This is a genomic window from Enterococcus sp., assembly GCF_032555305.1.
Lineage (GTDB): Bacteria > Bacillota > Bacilli > Lactobacillales > Enterococcaceae > Enterococcus_A.
The window spans coordinates 1-20,490 of the sequence record NZ_JAWGOQ010000025.1 but is presented as its reverse complement, the minus strand read 5'-3'; the positions used below and the strand labels follow the sequence as shown (position 1 = coordinate 20,490).

Sequence of the window (20,490 nt, the reverse complement as noted above, 5' to 3'; positions counted from 1 at the left end):
TTACATTGTATAGTTTTATTTGTAAGCGGGAGGTAGTTATGAGACAAGAAAAAATTGTTGAATACTTATATGCGAAGAAGCAAGCAATTGCTCCCAAGGCATTGGCCGCTGAATTTCAAATATCGGAGCGAACCCTCGCGAATGATATCAAATGGTTGAAGGAGATTGGCTCAACAGAAGGCTTCACGGTCGAACGGGTTCGTTCAGCAGGCTATCAGTTGAAGATTCTCGATAAGACCAAATTCCGAAGCTACTTGTCTAGTTCAAAGCAGCAGGAGCAGGTGGACAACTCAAGTCCGCAGGAGCGTATCAAAAATATCGAACTACTGCTGTTGTTTCATGAGGAATATATCACGATGCAGCAGATCGAGGAGTGGCTGGATGTCAGCCTGTCAACAGTCAAGGCAGATATCAAACAGGTCGAGCAATTTTGTGAAGACTACGAGCTGTCACTCTTCAGCAAGGCTCATTATGGGTTGAAGATTCTGGGAACGGAAAGTAAAAAGCGGCGGGCGATTCTTTATTTGATCCGCAACACTATCCACACACCGGTGCTGACGGAAAAATATAAAGAATTCAATTTCGTTTTTAACGAAGCAGATCTGCGGCGGTTTTTGCAGGAGCAGCTCCAGAAGAATCAACTGAAGATCAGCGACATCGTCTACGAGAACATCGTTCAGCATATTCGCTTACTGAGTTTTCGAATCATGCAGAACAACACACTAAGCAATGATGAAGCCGGGGACACAGATATCATCGATAGTTACGACCGTTTGACAGAGGATTTGGTGGCGTATTTTGAAGCGACCTATGAGCTGGTTTTTTCAAATGCCGAAAAGAATTATTTGGAGGAACAGCTGCGGGGCAAATTTAATGTGCTCAAGGCTGCCGATGGGAATCAGCAGCTGAAACAGGCGATCGAAAAGGCTTTGGAGCATGTGGATCGCCATTACCATACGGCGTTTCGCGAGGATCAGGATTTGGCAAATGCACTATTGATGCATGTGGCTCCGTTGCTGCAGAGGTTGTATACCGGACACCAGTTGGAAAATCCGATCATTGAAGACATTTACACCCAATACGCCAACGTGTTCAATGTGGCAATGGTCTTTATCAACGAACTGAACAAAGATTTAGATACAGATATCAGTAAAGATGAGATTGGTTATGTCGCGATTTATTTTGCGGCAAGCTTGGAAAAGCAATCCAACCAAGTGATTGATGATTATCAGAAAATCGCGGTGATCTGTTCGACCGGCGGCGGGGCGGCCTACTTATTGAAAGTCAATTTGGAGCGTCTGTTTAGTAATGCTGAGGTTGAAACCTTTGCCTTAAATGAAATCGAACAGATTGATTCAAGCTTTGATCTATTGATTTCGACGGTACCACTTGAACAAAAGGATTTTGCGATCCCGATTATTTACACAAAAACGATTTTGAGCCAAGCGGAGATTACGAAGATCGAGAAGGATCTGAATCTGCTGCGAGAATCGCAAAATAAAGTCTTCGATGTACATCAATTTATTCTCAGCTTATTCGATCCCAAGTGGTTCGAGATCAAAGAGCAGGCGAATGACTACCTGCATGTTTTGAAAAATGAAGGCGCTCGCTTGGAGGAACAGGGCTGGGTCGAAGAAGGGTTTAAACAAAGTGTTTTAAATAGAGAGAAAATGATCGATACGATTTATCAGCAAGGGATCGCCGGGCCCCATCCGATGGAGCAGATGGCAGTCAAAGAGGTCATCGATGTGATCTTGTTGAAAAAACCGCTGACGTATCGCGAAAAACAAGTAAGAGTCATTTTTCTGATCAACATCAAGAAGGATCATTTGAACCTGCACAAGGAAATCAGCCGATTGATGATCAAGATGATGGATGATCCGCTGCTAGATACACAATTAACGAAAATTGCGAATTTTCAGGACTTTAAGACTTATATGAAAAGCTTAATGAAAGAAGGATAACGAAATGAACGAACAAGAAATGGATATTTTTAAAATTATTTCCGCAGCAGGTGACTCACGCGGCTCCGCTTTTGAAGCCTTACGCTTGGCCCGAAAAGGAAGATTCGATGAAGCGGAAGCAAAGATGCAGGAAGCTAAAGAAAACAGCATCGATGCCCATGATGTGCAGACCAAATTGATCACAGGTGAGATCAACGGTGATAAAACAGAAACGAGCTTATTGATGGTACATGCACAAGATCACTTGATGACCAGCATCTTGGCTCGTGATCTGATTGAAGAAATGATCGGTATGTTAAAGGAACAAAGCGAAGCAAAGGCTTTGCATTAAGATAAAAATTTAGTAGGAGGATTTTGAACATGAAAACATTACTAGTTTGTGCAGGCGGCTTCTCAACCACCATGATGATGGAGTCAATGAAGAAGGTCGTCAAAGAATCAAAAAGCTTGGACGAAAAGGACTATCCAATGGAAGCCATTGGTGTCGACAAGTTGGAGCGCTACATCAATGATTACGATGTGATCTTGGTTGGCCCGCAATTAAGCCACAAATATGATTTTATCAAAGGCGAAGCAGAGAAGGTTGATAAACCAACTGTTCTATTAACATCAGATATCTATGGTTCAATGGACGGGGCTACGGTAATGAAGCAAGCGTTAGTTGCTTATCGAAAAAATCAAGCGTTAAAAACAAAATAGTTAGGAGTGTAAAAAATGGAAAATCCTAAGAAACAGGGTGCTTTTGAAAAAGTAGAAGCATTTATCCGTAAAACATTGGTTCCAATTGCTAACAAGGTTGACAGCAATCCTTACTTAACGGCTATCAAAAAAGGAATGGTCGTGATGACTCCAGTACTGCTGTTGGGTTCGATTGCGGCAATCTTTCCATCGATTCCAGAGTTTATCAAAACGCAAGGGGTTGCGAATTGGTTTGAGAATTATGGCTATGTCTTTAGCATTATTTCCAAAGTTTCATTAGGTCTTGTTGGTTTGTATGCAGTGTTGGCGATCTCTTATTTCTTAAGTGAACACTACAAATTGTATACCGTTGGCTCCATGATGCTCTCAGCGATTGCCTTTCTAATCGTGGCGATGGATGTTGATGAGAATGGGAACATCATTGCCGGCTATCTGGATTCAAAAGGACTATTTACGGCAATATTTGTAGCAATTATTTCTGTTAAGCTGTATCAGTTCTTTACGAAGCATAAATTGGTGATCAAGATGCCTGAAGGGGTACCGGATTTTGTTTCCAGTTCTTTCGAATTGATCACACCAACGGCAGCGATTGGGGTATTGTTCATCGCTATACGTGCGATTACTGACAGCTTGTCTGGCGGTGTCTTGCTGCCGCAGGTGATTATGAACGTATTGGCACCGGCGATTGGCAGTCTTGATTCATTAGGCATTATTTACTTGGTCTTAGTATTGCGTTTGGTTTTCTGGTTCTTCGGGATTCACTCAGCTGTATTGTCTCCGATCCTTTCACCGATCGCTGTCCAATACTTGTCAGAAAATATTGCCGCGCATGAAGCTGGACAGTCATTGACACATGTAATCACAGGTGGAACATTATCTGCCTATGCGAACTTTACTGGCTCAGGGGTGACGATCGGTTTAGTGATGGCGATGCTGATCAGCAAATCCATGCGCTACCGCAAAGTCGGAGCAGTAGCTTTACTGCCATCACTATTCGGGATCAACGAACCAGTGCTTTTCGGAGTTCCGATCATTTTGAATCCGGTCTTGATGATTCCGTTCATTTTTGGTGGTGCGTTAGTGGGGATGTTCCCAATGATCTGCATGAAGCTCGGCTTGCTGAACTTCCCAATCTTTGATCCGCCATATGTTCCGGTATTTATGGAAGGATTCCTGACCGGCTTTGACTGGCGCTCAATTATTATTCAGGTGATTCAAGTCGCGATGTCCTTTGGCTTGTATCTGCCATTCTTCAAGGTCTTGGAAAAACAAGAATTAGAACGCGAAGCATTATTAGAAGCTGAAAAAGCCAACTCTGTCATTTCAGATGACGATGAACAATATTTAACAGATATTGATTTCTAGCCAAAAGGGACAGTGATTACTGTCCCTTTTACCATTTTGAGGGGTACGATAGTATGAAAATTGAAGAATTACGGAAAAGATTAGCTGAAAAAAATCTAGCCGGATTGTTGGTAACAGATAAGATCAATCGCCGTTACTTATGCGGCTTTACCGGTTCAAACGGTCTACTTTTGGTTACGGAAAACAACCTGCGATTATTTGTCGATGGCCGCTATACCCAACAGGCCCAGCAGCAAACAACCGAGGTAGAAATATGTGAGATACCAGTTGGCGGAAATCTTATTGAAGCCCTGCGACCATTTGTAAAAGGGTTGTCGTTAGGCTTTGAAGCTGGAACGATCTCTTACCAAGCCTTTACAGGGTTTCAAGCATTGATGATCGAGGTTAACGGCGAGTTAGTCGCAACGAAGAATCTCGTGGAAGGCTTGCGAATAATCAAAACAGCGAAAGAAATCGCCGCGATCAAACAAGCCGCTGCGATCGCCGACCAAACATTGGAAATGATTCTGCCGATGATTCGCGTCGGAATGACCGAACTGGAATTAGCTAATGAGATTGACTACCGCAGTAAAAAGTTAGGCAGCGAAGGACCAGCGTTTGAAACGATCGTGGCTTCAGGCGAGCGTACCGCTTTGCCTCATGCCCATGCCAGTCAAAAGAAAATCACAGCCAATGAACTGATCATGATCGATTTTGGCGCGATTTATCAGGGCTATTATTCAGACATCACACGCACGTTTGGGTTTGGCGAAGTCGGTGCAGAGATCAAAGAGACCTATCAAAAAGTGTTGGCGGCGCAAAAACAGGCGATTCAAGCAGTTGCGCTAGGCAAAACACTAGGGAACATCGATCAGACGGCTCGACAGGCTTTGGCACAGGAAAATCTTGCCCAGTATTTTAGCCATAATTTAGGTCATGGAATCGGTCTGTCTTGCCATGAGTATCCGGCTTTAGCACCAACAGAAAGCTTACCAATTGAGAAGAATATGACCTTCACCATTGAACCGGGAGTCTATTTGTCAGATTCCGAATTCGGTATTCGGATCGAAGATGACATCGTGGTAAATGAGGCAGGACATGCCGAGCTTTTAACACATTTTAGCAAGGAGTGGATGACAATTGACTGCAACCGATGAATTATTGATGGAACTATCCAACTTAGATGCTTTGCCGGGGCAGGAAGCTCAGATACGGCAGGCATTGCAGGACATAATCAAAGGACCTTCAACAAAAGATGCTTTCGGTAATCTTTATTTTGGCGATCTCGCAACCGATAAAAAGAAAGTCGCCCTATACGCCCATATGGATGAGGTGGGCTTCTTCGTCAACCGCATCACGGACGATGGTTTTGTTTATTTCTATCCAATTGGCGGATGGTGGGGATATGTGGTTTTAGGTCAGCAGGTCAGGGCGACCTGTCGCAAAAATGGGGCTGTTTTGGAAGGAGTCGTGGGAACACTGCCCAAAATCAGTCACAAACTGTCCGAAGTTGTTCCAATTAGTGAGATGTACATCGATTTTGGGGTACATTCAAAAGCTGAATTAGCAAAAGCCGGTCTGCAAATCGGGGATATGATCTTGCCGAATACCCAAGCGAAAAAAAGCTTCAATCAAAAGAAGATCATCGGCAAAGCCCTAGATGATCGGGTGGCTTGTACTGTGATGGCGCAGGTCAAAAACCAAGTAAAAACAAAGAATATCGAAGTCATCGGTGTTGGAACAGTCCAAGAAGAGGCTGGAACACGCGGTTCAAAAGTTGCGGCAGCACAGGTCGAAGCAGACATCAATATCGTGATCGATGTCGCGAACGGAAAAGACACACCAAAAGCAGCAGAATTTCCCAACCGTATTCAAGGTAAAGGCCCCGGTTTAGTTTTAGCAGATAAAACCGCACTAGGAAATATCAAGTTGCTAGATTACTGCAAAGAAGTGGCGGAAAAAAATCAGATCCCGTGGCAATATGATCTGCTGGGTGGCGGCGGCACGGATGCCGGTTCTGTCCAATTATTCGCCGGCAAGCCAACTTTAGTGTTCTGTATTCCGACACGCTATTGCCACTCATGGAATTCCATCGTCGAGATTTCCGATGTGGAAGCGACGATCGATCTGCTATCGGCGGTGATTGGTTCATTGGATGAAGGAGGAATTAGCCTTGAGCAATTTTAATCAGCAGCGTTCTCGTTATGGCACCTATTCGACCCAGTGGGATTATGTTCAAGACCGTTTTGGTGAAAAGGACCTACTACCCTTTTCTATTTCTGATACAGATTTTATGATTCCGGATGGGACGATCGACGTGTTGGATCAAGCGGTTACGCGCGGATTTTTTGGCTATACCCGCTGGAATCATTTGGATTATAAGGAGAGCATCAGTCGTTGGTTCCAACAAGAATTTGCTTGTCCAATTGATCCTGAATGGTGCGTTTATGCGCCGAGTGTGATTTACAGTCTCTCCGTTTGTATCCAGCTGCTGAGTCAAAAGGGTGATAAAGTCGTTACCTTCACACCCTGTTACGATGCCTTTTTCAATTGTATCAGCGGCAATGAGCGAGAACTGATCGCTTTTTCTCTGACAAACAAAGACGAACAGTTTTCGATTGATTTCACCGCACTGGAGAAGGTGCTTGCGACTGAAAAACCAGCGATTTTCTTATTATGTAATCCCCATAACCCGACTGGCCGAGTGTTTACTGAGGAGGAGCTTACCTGCTTGATTGCTTTATGTAATCAGTATCGCGTCGCAATCATCAGCGATGAGATCCATATGGATGTGCGCCGACCCGGGAAAAAACATCTGCCGATCATGACCTTTGCTGATCAGATCGACGTTCCGGTGGTGTTACTGTCTTCGGCTTCAAAAACATTCAATTCACCAGGGCTAGGGGGCTCTTACGGAATCTTTTCTGATGAAACACTGCGGGAAAAATTCTTGAGTATTTTAAAAGGGCGCGATGGTTTATCTTCCATTCCTTATCCGGCGTTGCTGGCAACGATGGATTGCTACAACAATCAGAAAAAATGGGTGGAAGAGCTGAATCAGACCATTGATGAGAATTTCGCTGAACTGAAAAAAATCTTAGCCGACGATCCGCGGATTCGCTTTGAGATTCCTGAAGCGACGTATCTTGGCTGGATCAATATTGCAGATTTGCCTTATACAATGGATGAGCTTCAGCAGGTTCTAGTCAAACAAGAAAAAGTCGCCATCATGAAAGGCGAAACCTATGGCAAAGAGGGTGAGCACTACCTGCGTTTCAATCTAGGTGCACCCAAGGGAAAAATAATCGACGGCGCGGAGCGTTTGATGCGGGCGATACGATATTTAGATGGAAGACCCTCTTAGCAATTTTTAGAAAATCGCTCATCTTTTCCTCTAATTTGCTAAAATGGACTAAAAGTGTAGGTGATTTTTATCAGCAGAGCCATTGTACTTCTTCATGAAATTTACGGGATCAATGATTTTATGATGGAGCAAAGCGAATATTTTGAAAAAGCCGGATTTACCGTCTATTGTCCAAATCTGTTGAAGCGTCCAGCATTTTCCTATCAAGAAGCTGAACAGGCTTATGACTATTATTATTCTCAGGATTATTCAAAAATGACGTCATACATTTTTGAATATATTGAGCAGTTATCCAAGCTTCACGAACAACTTTTTGTCTTAGGCTATAGTGGTGGCGGAACATTAGCTTGGCTTTGCAGCGGAAAAGTTGAATGCAGTGGCGTAATCGCCTGTTACGGTTCACGTATCAGAGATCATCTCCAGATCGTGCCAAAGTGTGAGACGTTGCTGCTGTTTGCTCAAGAGACTACTTTTTCAGTAGAGAAACTAGTTACAGAGTTAGGAGAAAAACAGAATACTATCGTCCAGCTGTTTGAGGCCGATCATGGATTTCTAGACCCTTTTTCATCAAACTACATTCAAGATATGACAGAAAAAGCACAGACGGAAATTCTTGAATTCTTCAATTCAGTTGTCTAATAATCTAAAAGCAGAGAAGCAGCCAACAAATTTCGGCTTACTTCTCTGCTTTTTCGTTCCATTTTTTTGGGCTCCAGATATTGCCCTCCAGCGCGACCTGCAAACTTTCGTTGTCGTCTTCCAGCTGTTCAATATATTTGACCGCTTCAGCCACGATAAATTGATATTTTTCGTCTGAAATTTCGGCTAATTGCTCTTGCAACCATGTGTTTCGCATTTACTTCACCTCAAAAGCAGTGTAGCATAGAATTAATTGATGGTCGGTGCGTGATGCTTGGGAGGAAATATACAATGGAGATAAATGAAAGCGTTCTATCTGAGGTGAAAACTGAATTAGCCGCAGCGAAAATTGAACTGGAGCGGTTAAAGCAATTAGATTTTTCCAGTAAATTAAAAGAAGAGCGAATCAAATCGCTAAAACAGGAAATTAAACAAGCAGAAAGTCTGTTAGCCTCGCGAGCAGATTTTTAGCCTTCCAATTTTTCGGGTGGTAAAATTAATTTAGAAACAATAGTGATTATTTTATCATATGAGGGAGGGTTTATTATGGCAAACAACGATGAACTAAAAGGTAAAGTGAACGAAGCAAAAGGAAAAGTTACCGACGATGAAACAACAGAATTAAAAGGTAAAATCCAACAAGGCTTCGGTAAAGCCAAGGACAAAGCAAAAGAAACAGCGGATGATGTAGCTGGTAAGATCAACAAAAAGATCGACAAAGAAAAAGAAGACTAATGAATGTGGGAAGCCGAACAATTCTTTACTATCCAATTTCGATAGTAAAGGGGATTGTTCGGCTTCTTTTTGTAAAGTATTATTCCAAAAAACGTCACGACTACTATATAATAGAAAGAAAAGTAAAAGGTGGGGTTGAAGTGACGCAAACTGCGTTGTTGGTGGTAGATTCCAAACAGGAACATTGGTGCCGCTGATCGGGAAAGAGCGGCTCGTGGAGAATGTGAATGCGTTGATCGACCATTTTCATAAAGAGCATTTGCCAATTGTTTTTATCAAAAAAGTAAGGTATGGCGAGCTTTCGCAAAAATTACATCGTAATACGAATGATCTGACAGTCACGAAAATGCAGATGAATACATTCAAGGCTCCAGATTTTAAAATCTTGCTCTTTGAACATGATTTTGCCGAGTTTGTGGTGGTAGGTTTGATGAGCAATGCCTGTGTCCAAGCCACTTGTAAAGGGGCTTTGGCAGAAAATTTTCCGGTGACCTTGATTTCGGATGCTCATGATTCTGTGCTTAAGCCGATGCAAAACATCTGGAATAAGAAGCTGGAAAATGTCGGGGTCACGACGATGATCACCAAAGAATATATAGAAAAATAAAAAGGAGCGAATCATTGTGCGTATTTTAGTAGTTGGCGGTAAAGGAACGATCGGTCAAGCGGTCGTTGAAAAATTGAAAGATAATCATGAATTGATCATTGCCGGCAGAACCAGCGGAGACGTGAACGTGGATCTGACATCGACAGAGAGCATTGAAGCAATGTTCAAAAAGGTCGGCCATGTCGATGCGATCGTGAATGCTTCGGGAGCCGCTAAATTTCAATTAATCGAAGAAATGATACCAGAAGATAACATGGTGGCGGTTCAAAGCAAACTGTTAGGTCAGATCAATCTCGCATTGATCGGGCAAAAATATTTACGGCGGGACGGCAGTATCACACTGACCACCGGTATCATGAAGGATGATCCGATTCCTGGCGGAGCTTCGGCCGCAATGGCGAACGGCGGTGTCGCAGCCTTTGTAAAATCCGCCGCGATTGATTTCACACAAGGAATTCGGATCAATTGCGTCAGCCCGAATGTCTTAGTAGAGTCCTATGACAACTACCAAGATTCCTTCAAAGGCTTTGTCCCAGTACCGGCTGAACGAGTAGCGATGGCGTATGTTAAAAGCGTAGAAGGTAAACAAACCGGTCAGGAATATCAAGTTTATTAGAAAAAAAGAGGCTGTGACATAAGTCTCTAAATAAAAAGCCAGTGAAATGACGAAAATTCGTTCATTTCACTGGCTTTTTTGGGTAAACTAAAAGAGTACAGGATGACGCCCGTACTCTAAATCATTCAATCCCCGAAAGGATCAAAATCATGCATACAAATTATAACATGAATCAACTCACTTTAGATATCACAACTTCTTACATTCCAAAAGAAGATAGCACCGCTTGGTTTATCAATGAACTCGTCGAATCCCTTGAAATCAACGAACCTTATCTTTTTGGTCGTCCTCGGAATTATGATTTGAGTGCGATGTTAAAATTGGTTCTGTTTGCTTATACGCGGAGTGTATTTAGCAGTCGGAAAATTGAACAATTAGCTGAAGAAAGCCTGCCGGCTCGCTGGTTGATGCAAGAACAGATGCCTACTTATCGAACCATTGCACGTTTTCGTGTATCTAATGAGTTAGAAGCGTTGATTGAAAAAGGACTTGATTCGTTAATTCATTATCTTCGAGAAAGACAATTGATTAATGATTCGATTTTTATTGATGGAACGAAACTTCTCGCAGATGCCAATAAATACAGTTTTGTTTGGAAAAAGAGTACGATTAAATACGACAAAATGAATCGTGAACAGATTGTCACGTTGATGTCTGAACTCAAAGAAGCGCATTTGGCGAGTCATATTCCTGAAGCAACCTCACTCACATTAGATGGGTTAGATGAAGTCCTTACACGATTAGAATTACGACTAGAAGAGTTGGATCAAGAAGTGATTCAAACTAAAGATGTTTCACCGAATCCAGCCAAACAACAACGTCGTACATTAAAATCACAAAAACGAAAACTAAGCGAGCGTCGTGATAAAATGGCCGATCACCAACAGCGCTTCGCTATTTGTGGGACCCGTAATAGTTATTCAAAAACAGATACAGATGCCACCTTTATGCGTGTCAAAGAAGATCCGATGCGTAATGGTCAATTAAAACCTTCGTTCAATCTTCAAATAGCTACCAGTAATCAGTTCATTCTGGATTATGATGTTTATCAGAATCCAACAGATACGAAAACATTCCCAACATTTATAGAAAAAATGGACAAAGCGGGGCGACTTTCTAGGTATATTGTGGCGGATGCCGGATATGGCTCAGAACAAAATTATCGGTATCTTGAAGATGAACTACCGAATCATACTGCATTCATTCCTTACTCTACGATGCTAAAAGAACAAAGTAAGAAATGGCAATCGGACGAACGAAAAGTCATGAATTGGACGTATAACGAACAAGAGGATTATTACCTTGATCCAAAAGGAGTTCGTTTCAATTTCAATGCATACAGAACAGATACAGATAAAGTCGATGGGTTTGTTCGAGACTTCAAAGAATACAAAGCAGAAAAATATACTGAAAACAAAGAAGTGATTCCAGAAGCGTTGACCCAAGGGGGCAATACACGCATCATAAAAGTCAATCCTTCGCTAGAATACTTTAAAGCAAAACAACGCACCTTGCTTTCAGAACCTGAAAATGGAAAAATCTACGCACAAAGAAAAATTGACGTAGAGCCAGTTTTTGGGTGGATGAAGGCTTGTTTGCATTTCTCTCGATACCATGTTCGAGGGATGGAGAAGGTGAAAAAAGAGACAGGCATTCTTATCATGGCATTAAATATGAGAAAGTTAGCGGCAATGAAACGTCTCGGGACGCTAAAAACATAAAGAAAGTTGGCTCCATGAAATCAGTGAATGATTTCATGGAGCCAACTTCTTATAGCTAATCACATTGACTTATGTCACAGCCTCTTTTTACGAGTTCCACTTTGCGCTTTAGCGCAATTAGTGGAATCGTATGCGTAATGAGAAACAAACGAACTTTATGATTTTGAAAAAGTTAATACCAAGAAACGAATTAGCTAGTAAACGCGGTTTCTATTTATAAAAAAATAGTTTCAGTATTTCAGTATATAGTCTATAATATTTGTATATACTATAAAAATAGTTTCGGATGTGATGATGTGCTAGCGAAAACACTACACTTAGACAGCACCTTGAAAGAATTAATGGAATTTCCTGACAACGCCTTTCCCTTCGGTATTTGGCAGGATCATTTCAATGAGACGGTGGGACAAATCCTCAATTATCACTGGCATGAGACGATTGAAATGAATGTGATGCTGAAGGGGACACTGGATTATCGGCTGAACGATCAACACTTTACATTAAACGAAGGCGACAGCATGATCGTCTATTCCAACAGTCTTCACGGCGCTGCGTTACGAGAACAGGAATCCTCGGCGGAGATGCTGACGATCGTTTTTTCCCCGGATATTTTGACCGGCGGGAGTGCGGGGGCAATCTATCAGAAGTATTTTCAGACGTTAAGCGATGAAAGATTTCTCGGGAAAAAGTTTGAAGGGGATAGTGAAATAGGTCAAACAATGCAGGCAGCCTTGATGGATTTGGCGTCGGTTGAAACAGGTATTGGTTATGAACTACGAGTACTTTCCAAGCTAAGTGTGGTCTGGGAAAAACTGTTTCTCCATTTAGTCCAGCAGCAAAAAACCTCGTTGAATAAACGTTCAGATAAATATGAAAAAGAAATCAGGGCTGTGATGAACTACATTCAGCAAAATTATATGGAACGCATTACGATCCAGACAATCTGTGAGCATACAGGCATCAGTCGTTCAGAATGTTTTCGGATCTTTGCCCGCTTTACCCAAAAGAAGCCGATGGAGTATATCAATGATTATCGGATGTCAATGGCTGTCGCCTTCATGCTGAACACCAATTGGACAGTCGATCGCATTGCTCAAGAGTGCGGATTTAAAAATCCCAGCTATTTTGGGAAGCTGTTCAAGGAGCGGTTCAACCAAACCCCTAAAATATATCGACTAAATCAAAGAAAAGAGGAACAATCGATTGGACAAGAATTTCGTCATTAAAAATGTTGAAGTGGACTATCGTGATCGTCCAGAAGGCAGTGATTCGAAGCTGAACACGATTTCAGATGGGATACGGGTGATTAAGACGATTTTTCAATTATTCAAAGACTATCGTCCATTATTGTTTTTCAGCGTGTTGTCGGCAATTTTAGCAGTGTTAGCTGTGATTTTCGGTATTCCGGTCTTTTTGGAATATTTTCGGACAGGATTGGTGGATCGGATGCCGACTTTGATCACCGCGGGCTTTTTGATGTTGGCGGCGCTGCTGAATTTATCCTGCGGCTTTATTTTAGATACAGAAAATAAAAAAGCGCGGCAAAATTTTGAACTTCAGTTGAATGTATTGGCACAGTTGATCAAGCTAGAAAAAAAGTAGGAGGGTTCATATGATTAAAGCAGTTTCGGTAGACATGGATGGAACATTCTTAGATTCAAAAGGGCAGTATGATCGCGAACGTTTCGAGAAGGTCTTTCAAAGGATGCAGGAAAACGGTGTACGTTTTATCGTTGCCAGCGGGAATCAGTATTTTCAGTTGAAATCCTTTTTCCCTGGAAAAGAAGCAGCTATTACCTTTGTCTCAGAAAATGGGGCAATCGTCATTAAAGATCAGGAAGTTTTAAGAGAAAAGCATTTTTCACCTGAGTTAGTAAAAGAATTGTTGTCGTTCCTGCAAGCCGAATCCAATGAGCTGGAGGTGGTCGTTTGTGGCATGAAATCAGCCTATATGTTGAAAAGCGCGACGCCACGCTTCAAGGAATTCTCCGCTCTTTACTATTTCCAATTGAAGGAACTCGCTAGCTTTGCAGACTTGCCAGAAGATGACATCGTAAAATTTGCCCTAGATGTGCCGATCGAACAAACGGAAAAGGTGGTCGATGACTTAAATAAAGCCTTCGCTGGGAAAATCACCGCGGTATCTAGCGGACACGGCAGTATCGACATCATAATCCCCGGCATTACCAAAGGCAGCGCGATCCAATGGCTGTTGGATGGCTGGGGAATCGCCGCTAACGAGCTGGCCGCATTTGGTGATGCCAACAACGATCTAGAGATGCTGGCTCTAACGAAACATAGCTATGCCATGAAAGAAAGCAGTCCCGAAGTTTTGGCAACTGCGAAAAATCAGGCACCATCTCATGATGATGCTGGGGTGCTGCAGGTGTTAGAAAAAATCCTTGACTAAGGAAATCAGAAAAAACGCGAAAACAGTCTAATCAAACTGCTTTCGCATTTTGCTATTTATTCGCTTATTCGGCATATTCCTTGAAGGATTTTGTCTTGTACAGTTCTTCTGTTGACTGCCGTCCGTTTTTGGAATAGATACTGGTGGATTTGTCCCCCAGTTTTTTCTCGATGCTGTTCAAGGTTTTGACCGAATTCTTATAGTCAAACTGTTCTGTTTTGACTGGGCTGAGGCCGCTGTCATAATAAAAGCGCAATAGATCGCCATTATTGATCTGATCAGAGGCATCTAGCTGTTCATCGACCTTCTTTTTCACTTCTTTGGCTTCTTCAAGCACTTCCGGCCGACTAAAGTTCAGCAGTTCCCCCGTTTCGTTATCATAGGCATCGCCTTTGTGATACGAGTATTCCTTTGTAACAAAATCGCGATTTCGGAAAGCGACCAATTCTTCTCTGTTGGGAGAAAGCAGATCGTGCCCTAGCATCATCAAATCGCTTGGATCATAGCCAATCAAGTTCAACAGAGTAGGTAGCACGTCGATCTGACCGCCGTAAGTATGATTGACGGAGCCTTTTTCTTGTCCAGGAATATGGATGATCAAAGGAACTTTTTGCGCTTCGATGGTGTCGAAGGTCGTCCAATCCTCTTTGCCAAACAATTCTTTAGTATCCTCAATTCGTGAATCGGAAATGCCGTAATGATCACCGTAAAGCACGATCATGGAATTATCATAGAGTCCGCTGGCTTTCAGATAATCAAAGAATTCTTTAATGGCGGTATCGGTATAATTTGCCGTGGCAAAATATCCATCGATGGTCGAATCGCCCGTATTTACTTTAGGGAAACCATTCTCCGCTTCTGGTAATTCCGAAAAAGGATAATGATTGGAGACTGCTAGAAACTTCGCGTAAAATGGCTGCTGTAAATGTTCCAAATATTTCACTGATTGCTGAAAAAAAGGCTTATCATGCAATCCATATTGGAAGGAGTTCTCATCATTTAATTTATAGTAGCTTGAATCAAAGAAATGCTGATAGCCGAATCGTTTATACGTTTCATTGCGATTCCAGAAGTTGCCGGCATTTCCATGAAAAGCGGCCGTTGTATAGCCGAGCTTTTGATCCAAAATCGCAGGTGCGGCATTGAAGGTATTCTTTCCGCCTAATTGTGAAAAGAGTGAGCCTTGGTTCAATCCAAATAGTGAATTTTCCAATAGTGTCTCAGCATCGCTGGTTTTACCGGCACTGACCTGATGGTAAACATTGTCGAAACTAAAGGAGCTTTGACTGTGGTACAGACTATTCACGAAGGGCATCACTTCATGCTCCACACTGTTTTCATCCTTCACCTTGTAGTCGATCAAAAATTGATGGGCACTTTCTAAATGCACATAGATGATGTTCTTATCTTTGGCAATCCCGAAAGTGGTGGAATCTTTTTCTTTCGGCTGCTGCTTCAATTTCTCCGCTAAAACTTCCATGTCATTAGGGCTGGCCTGCGCCCGAATTTGTGAGACTTGGTAGGTCTTGACGCCGTCATAAACGGTATAGGCATTGATCCCTAAGTATTTCACCAAATAATCTCTAGAAAATGTTCGAGTTAGCAGACCGGGGCGACTTGTTTCCGCTAAGGCAATATTTCCCGCTAAAAATAGCAACGAGAGTACCGTTGTCGTAAAAGCCAGTTTTGCCCGAACCGGTTGGATGTTCAGAGGAAATTTCTTTAAAAGCAGGGCAGCCAATACAGCGATACAATCCAGAAAGTACAAAATATCATGGGGTCGGAATAGACGAATTGCACTCTCACCAAGTCCGCTGGCGACTTTTCCCGCACCTAGGATCGTATCAATCGTCAAGAAATCCGTAAATTCCTGATAATAAACGACATTCGCAAACAACAGGATGCTCAATAGTAAATAGATGAGATAGCCTGTAATGTAGGCGGCTCGTGTTCTTCGAATAAATAAAAAGATTGATAAAAAGAGCATGGTCGTTGCCACTGGATTGATCAGCAGGATAAAGACTTGAAGCGCATTATCCAGTCTCAAGTCAAAATCGACAAAATAGGCAAACAGATTTTTTGCCCATAACAAGACGGTCAGTAGTAGAAAGAAGCCGAATCGTGAATTCAATTTGTGTTTGATCATAAAAGAACCTCTCTTAATCAGCTTTTAATTAGTTAATTGTACCGAAGAAACCGCTATCGTGTAAAGGCTATCATAAATGTTGACAGCAAATATCATAAAAAAAGCAATGGTCAATGGCAAAAGGCTAGATTTACTATTGATTTTGAATTTTTGTCTTAAATTCATAGAAAAAGAAAATCCAAACTCGGCGTTTGAGCTTGGACTATCTTTTATCGACAACTATTTCTATGCTCTGTTAATTATTTCTGATGTTCTTTAACAAAGGCTCTGGCTTCTTTGTTGATGGTTTTCAGATCGCAGCCTTGTTGCTTCGCGGCAAACACACAGCCACAGTAGCATTGACGATAGACATCGTATTCTTTGCACATTTCGATCGAACGCTGGTAGCCGGAATTTTTCTTGAAATCACTCGGCAGGTAGTGAGTGTTGTAGATTTTTTGGATATCCATGCCGATTTGATTGATCAATTGGCTGTTCTTTTTCGGGGAGATCGTCAGCGCGCTGCCGAAATAATCATACCCGCGTTCCAGTGCTTCCTTAGCCGCCAAATCCAGCCGCATATTGAAGCAGGCAGTACAACGTTTGCCGCCTTCCGGTTCTTCGGTTAGCTCTTTTTGCTGCATCAATTGAATGAACTCATTGGGTTTGTAGTCGTCGATGATCAGATTGACCTGATTGCCCGTCGACGCATTAAAGTCATTGATAAATTTTTCTTGGACTAAAACTCGCCGCTGATATTCACTTTCTGGATGGATGTTGGAATTCGAAAAGAAGATCGTTACATCTGCATGCTGGGTCAAAAATTCCAAGGTATATGTACTGCAGGGTGCGCAGCATGAATGAATCAAAATGCGCGGGCGCACGTCTTGTTTTTCCCACGATTGAATCATTTTGTGCAGCACACGATCATAATTTATTTTTTGATTGTTCATTTTTTCAACGATTTCCGTTGCATCGATAGTATTCATAAAATCACCTGAAGATATTATAAGCGAGAGGGTTTTAGAAAGAAAGGTTAGATAGGGTTCAAAAAGATTAGAATTGTCTGTAAGCCGGGTAAAAAAAGTGGAAAATGATTGAATTATCTTAATTTCTCGATATAGTATATACTGGAAGGTATATACCGGATGGGTAATCATAAAAGTTCATCTAGCCAAGCAGATCAAGAATCAGTATAGTGAAATTGAAGATTGCTTCGTTAATAAAGAGATAAACATTCGGAAAGGGAGAAATTATGGAAGATAAGAAAACAACAAAAGCGAAGTTTGATCAAGTGTCCGCTGAGATCGAAAAACGAATCCATGATGGTGTGTATGTCAGCTCACAGAAATTACCATCTGAATACGATCTAGCAAAAGAGTTCGACTGCAGCCGCTTGACGATTCGTAAAGCCATTGATGATCTGATTAGCAAAAATATTTTGGTGAAACGACGCGGCAAAGGAAGCTATGTGATGTCGCAGCCAAAAATCCAAAGCGGACGCTCCGGCCTGCAGGGGTTTACCGAAGCCGCGAAGGCCTATGGAAAAACCAGCAGCACAGAAGTGATTTCATTTCATAAAGTCAGTGAACCCTCAGAAGAAATTCTGGATGCGCTTCAATTAGAAGAAGACCACCCAATCTATGAGCTGGTACGGCGGCGGATATTAGATGACGAACCGATGACCGTGGAGAAGATTTATTTGTCTGAGTATTATGTCAAAGGACTGACAGCAGAAGACTTTAGCGGCTCTTTATTCAAATTATTGGAAGAAAAGACGGAAATCGCCTATTCACATCAAGAAGTGGAAGCTATTTTAGTCAAACCGGAGCTGTCAAAATTATTGGATGTTCCGATGGGTGATCCGTTACTTCAGGTTTTTTCAGTGACTTACGCCTTAGATGCGACGCCGATCTTTTACGATATTTCCTACTATCGTTCAGATCGCTATGTATTTAAGACGACACTTACGCGATATGGAAAATAAAAATTGCTCGTATTGAAACTAGGAGGCTTCTCATGTCAATTGATTTTAAACAAGTGATTGAAGAAAATAAAGAACCGTTTTATCAGGATCTTGATCAAGTGATGCAAATTGAAAGTGTTAAGGGGACGCCGGCGAAAAATGCACCATTTGGAACCGGACCGAAAGCCGCATTAGAAACAGTGATAGCATTAGCTCAAAAATACGGCTTTAAAACAGCGATCGTCAATGATGCGGTGGGTTATGCGCAATGGGGCGATGACGAAGATTATATCGGTGTGGTCGGTCATTTGGATGTTGTACCAGCTGGTGAAGGCTGGTCGTTTCCGCCATTCAAATTAAGTAAAAGGGATCAGCGCTTCTATGGGCGCGGAATCCTAGACAACAAGGGACCGATCTTATCGTGTCTATTTGGTTTAAAATTGTTGAAGGATCTGAATCTGCCAATCAATAAAACGATTCGAATCGTTTTCGGTACGGATGAAGAAAGCGGCAGTGGAGACATTCCGCTGTACTTAAGTGAAGAAAAAGCACCACAATTCGGCTTCACTCCTGATTGTAAATATCCCATCGTTTACGGCGAACGCGGGATTGTCAATTACGAGATTCTGACGCCACTGTCAGAAGAAGAACTGAAAAGGTTAGGCGATTTCATCGGCGATCAAGCGCGGGATCATGTGCCTGATGAGTTGTCTGTGACTATTGACGATAAGAAGGTCAGCGTAACTGGTAAAAGAGCCCCTTCCAATGCACCAGAGCTTGGAGAGAATGCTATTATGTTGTTGGCGGAGAAGATTTTGCAGGAGCAGGCACTATCAGGAAAGCTTGCTGAATACTTTTCGTGGATCGTGGCAAGTTTAGCTGAGCAGCATTATGGTGAAGGGCTAGGGATTGATTTTTTAGATGCTGACAGTGGTAAATTAATGATTACACCCTATGAATTAATCAAGAAAGATGATCAACTGTCACTGTCACTCGCTATCCGTTACCCTGTTTCAGTTACGGAAGCAGAAGTAACGACAGCGCTGGAAAAACATCTGCCGCCTAAGAGCCGTTTGACGGTTGTTCGTCGTATCGAAAGCAGCCATTTTCCAAAGGAAGATCCTAACGTTCAAGCATTATCCGCTATTTATGAAGAAGTAACCGGATTGGACGGCACACCTGTAACGACTACGGGAGCAACCTATGCCCGTTTTGTTCCAAACATCGTCGCGTTTGGTCCTTCTTTTCCGGGGCAGAAGGGGATCGCCCATAATCAAGACGAATATATGGATGAAGAAGATTTATTACTAAACATGGATATCTATATGCAGGCGATGTTGAAGTTGATTGAGTAGATGAACAAAACAAAGGTACTTAACAAAATTAAATTCACATATATGATGATAAAAGAAGACTAAGGGTCGGACTAGCGGTGAATAGCGCTAGTTCGTTGCTCCTTCCAGACAATGTCCCCGAATATGTTAAAGAGTGGGGGAACCTAGCGACTGATCTTAACTAAAACCAAAATAACCGCCTAAACTTTATAAGTTTGGGCGGTTATTTCTATTTTTCTTATAAAGACATGAGTCAGCTTTTTTTGGACGATCTTGTTTTCGGATAGATCAAAAACGGGCTCTTTCTTTATTTTTAAAATACTTTTTTACCCTCCGAACTTAAACGACAAACGGATACTAAATATATTATTTAAAGACGATCCCGTTAATCTCTACGATCGGTCCAGTAATTTCCTTACCATTGTCCATTCCAACTGCTTGGACTGCAAACCAGTAGCTTCCTTTGCTTGTGTAATACGGGCTATATGATTGATCAATGTAATATCCTTTTCCGTAAGGACCATTCATATACTTCGCATAACGAACATCAATCGTCTTATAAGGGGTTCCGTGTGGATTCGTGCCAGTTTTACAATATACGTTCACTTTCGTGTAATCTAGCTTGCTCGGGTGTTGCGTTCCTAAGAAAATTTGTGCTCCATAGTAACGGGTTGGGATACAACCGCATTTAACAATATTCTTGATCCAACCATTCAAGCCTTTGCCAATTTCTTTTTTCTTAAGTGTTGTCGCACAGCTTGATCCCCATTGTGGGCTCCCCAGCTGCTCCATTGACCGTAGTTCGCTTTTACCCAGTAGTAGTAAGTCGTGCATTGGTTCAAGCAATCGTCTGTATAAGACATTTCAGAACCGCTTTGGTTGCCATTCACATTGATCGCAGTCGCATTATTGATGTTGTTTGTTGTGCTGCGGTACAAGGTATAGCTTGTTGCGTAGCGAGTGGAT

At 42.1% G+C, this 20,490-nt stretch carries 22 protein-coding genes and 1 pseudogene; 18 read left to right on the top strand and 5 right to left on the bottom strand.

Annotated features, from left to right (window positions below):
* Positions 1 to 38 precede the first annotated feature (38 nt).
* Genes E6139_RS16545 through E6139_RS16510 form a run of 8 tightly spaced genes read left to right on the top strand, consistent with a single transcriptional unit; the run spans position 39 to position 8,010 of the window.
* Positions 39 to 1,964 (top strand): BglG family transcription antiterminator, encoded by a 1,926-nt coding sequence (locus E6139_RS16545; RefSeq protein ID WP_316404420.1) that lies wholly within the window; start codon positions 39 to 41, stop codon positions 1,962 to 1,964.
* A gap of 4 nt (positions 1,965 to 1,968) precedes the next feature.
* Entirely contained in the window at positions 1,969 to 2,295 is a 327-nt protein-coding gene (locus E6139_RS16540) for a PTS lactose/cellobiose transporter subunit IIA (protein WP_316404418.1), read from the top strand.
* Positions 2,296 to 2,324: 29 nt separating this feature from the next.
* Positions 2,325 to 2,663, top strand: a complete 339-nt coding sequence (locus E6139_RS16535; protein ID WP_316404416.1) for a PTS sugar transporter subunit IIB — start codon at positions 2,325 to 2,327, stop codon at positions 2,661 to 2,663.
* 15 nt (positions 2,664 to 2,678) lie between these two features.
* Entirely contained in the window at positions 2,679 to 4,028 is a 1,350-nt protein-coding gene (locus E6139_RS16530; RefSeq protein WP_316404414.1) for a PTS sugar transporter subunit IIC, read from the top strand.
* Between the two features lie 53 nt (positions 4,029 to 4,081).
* A complete protein-coding gene (locus tag E6139_RS16525; RefSeq protein ID WP_316404412.1) occupies positions 4,082 to 5,164 on the top strand; it encodes an aminopeptidase P family protein in 1,083 nt (360 codons plus the stop codon).
* Complete coding sequence (locus tag E6139_RS16520; RefSeq protein WP_316404410.1) at positions 5,148 to 6,194, top strand: M42 family peptidase; 1,047 nt, start codon at positions 5,148 to 5,150, stop codon at positions 6,192 to 6,194. The genes E6139_RS16525 and E6139_RS16520 overlap by 17 nt, the downstream gene beginning before the upstream one ends.
* Positions 6,181 to 7,371, top strand: a complete 1,191-nt coding sequence (locus E6139_RS16515; protein WP_316404408.1) for a MalY/PatB family protein — start codon at positions 6,181 to 6,183, stop codon at positions 7,369 to 7,371. The genes E6139_RS16520 and E6139_RS16515 overlap by 14 nt, the downstream gene beginning before the upstream one ends.
* 60 nt (positions 7,372 to 7,431) lie before the next feature.
* Entirely contained in the window at positions 7,432 to 8,010 is a 579-nt protein-coding gene (locus tag E6139_RS16510; protein ID WP_316404407.1) for a dienelactone hydrolase family protein, read from the top strand.
* A gap of 37 nt (positions 8,011 to 8,047) precedes the next feature.
* Here E6139_RS16510 and E6139_RS16505 read toward each other — a convergent pair whose 3' ends face one another.
* Positions 8,048 to 8,227: a hypothetical protein gene (locus E6139_RS16505; protein WP_316404405.1), complete on the bottom strand. Its 180-nt coding sequence runs from the start codon at positions 8,225 to 8,227 to the stop codon at positions 8,048 to 8,050.
* Between the two features lie 74 nt (positions 8,228 to 8,301).
* On the opposite strand from E6139_RS16505, the gene E6139_RS16500 reads away from it, so the two are divergent.
* The 8 genes from E6139_RS16500 to E6139_RS16465 all read left to right on the top strand — a co-directional run bounded on the left by E6139_RS16500 (position 8,302) and on the right by E6139_RS16465 (position 14,099).
* A complete protein-coding gene (locus E6139_RS16500) occupies positions 8,302 to 8,481 on the top strand; it encodes a hypothetical protein (protein WP_316404403.1) in 180 nt (59 codons plus the stop codon).
* A 75-nt stretch (positions 8,482 to 8,556) separates the two neighbouring features.
* Positions 8,557 to 8,745, top strand: a complete 189-nt coding sequence (locus tag E6139_RS16495) for a CsbD family protein (RefSeq protein ID WP_316404401.1) — start codon at positions 8,557 to 8,559, stop codon at positions 8,743 to 8,745.
* 187 nt (positions 8,746 to 8,932) lie between these two features.
* Positions 8,933 to 9,352, top strand: a complete 420-nt coding sequence (locus E6139_RS16490; protein ID WP_316404399.1) for a cysteine hydrolase family protein — start codon at positions 8,933 to 8,935, stop codon at positions 9,350 to 9,352.
* A 16-nt stretch (positions 9,353 to 9,368) separates the two neighbouring features.
* A complete protein-coding gene (locus tag E6139_RS16485; protein ID WP_316404397.1) occupies positions 9,369 to 9,968 on the top strand; it encodes a short chain dehydrogenase in 600 nt (199 codons plus the stop codon).
* Positions 9,969 to 10,117: 149 nt separating this feature from the next.
* Positions 10,118 to 11,689: an IS1182 family transposase gene (locus E6139_RS16480; RefSeq protein WP_316404395.1), complete on the top strand. Its 1,572-nt coding sequence runs from the start codon at positions 10,118 to 10,120 to the stop codon at positions 11,687 to 11,689.
* 296 nt (positions 11,690 to 11,985) lie between these two features.
* Positions 11,986 to 12,915 (top strand): AraC family transcriptional regulator, encoded by a 930-nt coding sequence (locus E6139_RS16475; RefSeq protein WP_316404394.1) that lies wholly within the window; start codon positions 11,986 to 11,988, stop codon positions 12,913 to 12,915.
* Positions 12,893 to 13,291 (top strand): hypothetical protein, encoded by a 399-nt coding sequence (locus E6139_RS16470; RefSeq protein WP_316404393.1) that lies wholly within the window; start codon positions 12,893 to 12,895, stop codon positions 13,289 to 13,291. The genes E6139_RS16475 and E6139_RS16470 overlap by 23 nt, the downstream gene beginning before the upstream one ends.
* Before the next feature lie 10 nt (positions 13,292 to 13,301).
* Positions 13,302 to 14,099: a Cof-type HAD-IIB family hydrolase gene (locus tag E6139_RS16465; protein WP_316404392.1), complete on the top strand. Its 798-nt coding sequence runs from the start codon at positions 13,302 to 13,304 to the stop codon at positions 14,097 to 14,099.
* A gap of 64 nt (positions 14,100 to 14,163) precedes the next feature.
* Here the strand turns inward: E6139_RS16465 and E6139_RS16460 are convergent, their stop codons facing one another.
* Complete coding sequence (locus E6139_RS16460) at positions 14,164 to 16,245, bottom strand: LTA synthase family protein (RefSeq protein ID WP_316404391.1); 2,082 nt, start codon at positions 16,243 to 16,245, stop codon at positions 14,164 to 14,166.
* A gap of 239 nt (positions 16,246 to 16,484) precedes the next feature.
* Entirely contained in the window at positions 16,485 to 17,213 is a 729-nt protein-coding gene (locus tag E6139_RS16455; RefSeq protein WP_316404389.1) for an epoxyqueuosine reductase QueH, read from the bottom strand.
* Positions 17,214 to 17,479: 266 nt separating this feature from the next.
* Between E6139_RS16455 and E6139_RS16450 the strand changes: the two genes are divergently transcribed.
* Complete coding sequence (locus E6139_RS16450) at positions 17,480 to 18,211, top strand: GntR family transcriptional regulator, LSA1692 subfamily (protein WP_316404388.1); 732 nt, start codon at positions 17,480 to 17,482, stop codon at positions 18,209 to 18,211.
* Between the two features lie 32 nt (positions 18,212 to 18,243).
* Positions 18,244 to 19,545 (top strand): Sapep family Mn(2+)-dependent dipeptidase, encoded by a 1,302-nt coding sequence (locus E6139_RS16445; protein ID WP_316404386.1) that lies wholly within the window; start codon positions 18,244 to 18,246, stop codon positions 19,543 to 19,545.
* Between the two features lie 345 nt (positions 19,546 to 19,890).
* Here the strand turns inward: E6139_RS16445 and E6139_RS16440 are convergent, their stop codons facing one another.
* Positions 19,891 to 20,316 (bottom strand): hypothetical protein, encoded by a 426-nt coding sequence (locus tag E6139_RS16440; protein ID WP_316404385.1) that lies wholly within the window; start codon positions 20,314 to 20,316, stop codon positions 19,891 to 19,893.
* Positions 20,238 to 20,490: pseudogene (locus E6139_RS16435) on the bottom strand (hypothetical protein); the annotation flags it as partial. The gene E6139_RS16440 and the pseudogene E6139_RS16435, both read right to left, overlap by 79 nt.

What these genes read in the sequence shown, in the direction of transcription:
- E6139_RS16545 (WP_316404420.1), top strand. Translation starts at nt 39, where the DNA reads ATGAGACAAGAAAAAATTGTTGAATACTTATATGCGAAGAAGCAAGCA.
- E6139_RS16540 (WP_316404418.1), top strand. Translation starts at nt 1,969, where the DNA reads ATGAACGAACAAGAAATGGATATTTTTAAAATTATTTCCGCAGCAGGT.
- E6139_RS16535 (WP_316404416.1), top strand. Translation starts at nt 2,325, where the DNA reads ATGAAAACATTACTAGTTTGTGCAGGCGGCTTCTCAACCACCATGATG.
- E6139_RS16530 (WP_316404414.1), top strand. Translation starts at nt 2,679, where the DNA reads ATGGAAAATCCTAAGAAACAGGGTGCTTTTGAAAAAGTAGAAGCATTT.
- E6139_RS16525 (WP_316404412.1), top strand. Translation starts at nt 4,082, where the DNA reads ATGAAAATTGAAGAATTACGGAAAAGATTAGCTGAAAAAAATCTAGCC.
- E6139_RS16505 (WP_316404405.1), bottom strand. Translation starts at nt 8,227, where the DNA reads ATGCGAAACACATGGTTGCAAGAGCAATTAGCCGAAATTTCAGACGAA.
- E6139_RS16500 (WP_316404403.1), top strand. Translation starts at nt 8,302, where the DNA reads ATGGAGATAAATGAAAGCGTTCTATCTGAGGTGAAAACTGAATTAGCC.
- E6139_RS16495 (WP_316404401.1), top strand. Translation starts at nt 8,557, where the DNA reads ATGGCAAACAACGATGAACTAAAAGGTAAAGTGAACGAAGCAAAAGGA.
- E6139_RS16480 (WP_316404395.1), top strand. Translation starts at nt 10,118, where the DNA reads ATGCATACAAATTATAACATGAATCAACTCACTTTAGATATCACAACT.
- E6139_RS16465 (WP_316404392.1), top strand. Translation starts at nt 13,302, where the DNA reads ATGATTAAAGCAGTTTCGGTAGACATGGATGGAACATTCTTAGATTCA.
- E6139_RS16460 (WP_316404391.1), bottom strand. Translation starts at nt 16,245, where the DNA reads ATGATCAAACACAAATTGAATTCACGATTCGGCTTCTTTCTACTACTG.
- E6139_RS16455 (WP_316404389.1), bottom strand. Translation starts at nt 17,213, where the DNA reads ATGAATACTATCGATGCAACGGAAATCGTTGAAAAAATGAACAATCAA.
- E6139_RS16450 (WP_316404388.1), top strand. Translation starts at nt 17,480, where the DNA reads ATGGAAGATAAGAAAACAACAAAAGCGAAGTTTGATCAAGTGTCCGCT.
- E6139_RS16445 (WP_316404386.1), top strand. Translation starts at nt 18,244, where the DNA reads ATGTCAATTGATTTTAAACAAGTGATTGAAGAAAATAAAGAACCGTTT.
- E6139_RS16440 (WP_316404385.1), bottom strand. Translation starts at nt 20,316, where the DNA reads ATGGAGCAGCTGGGGAGCCCACAATGGGGATCAAGCTGTGCGACAACA.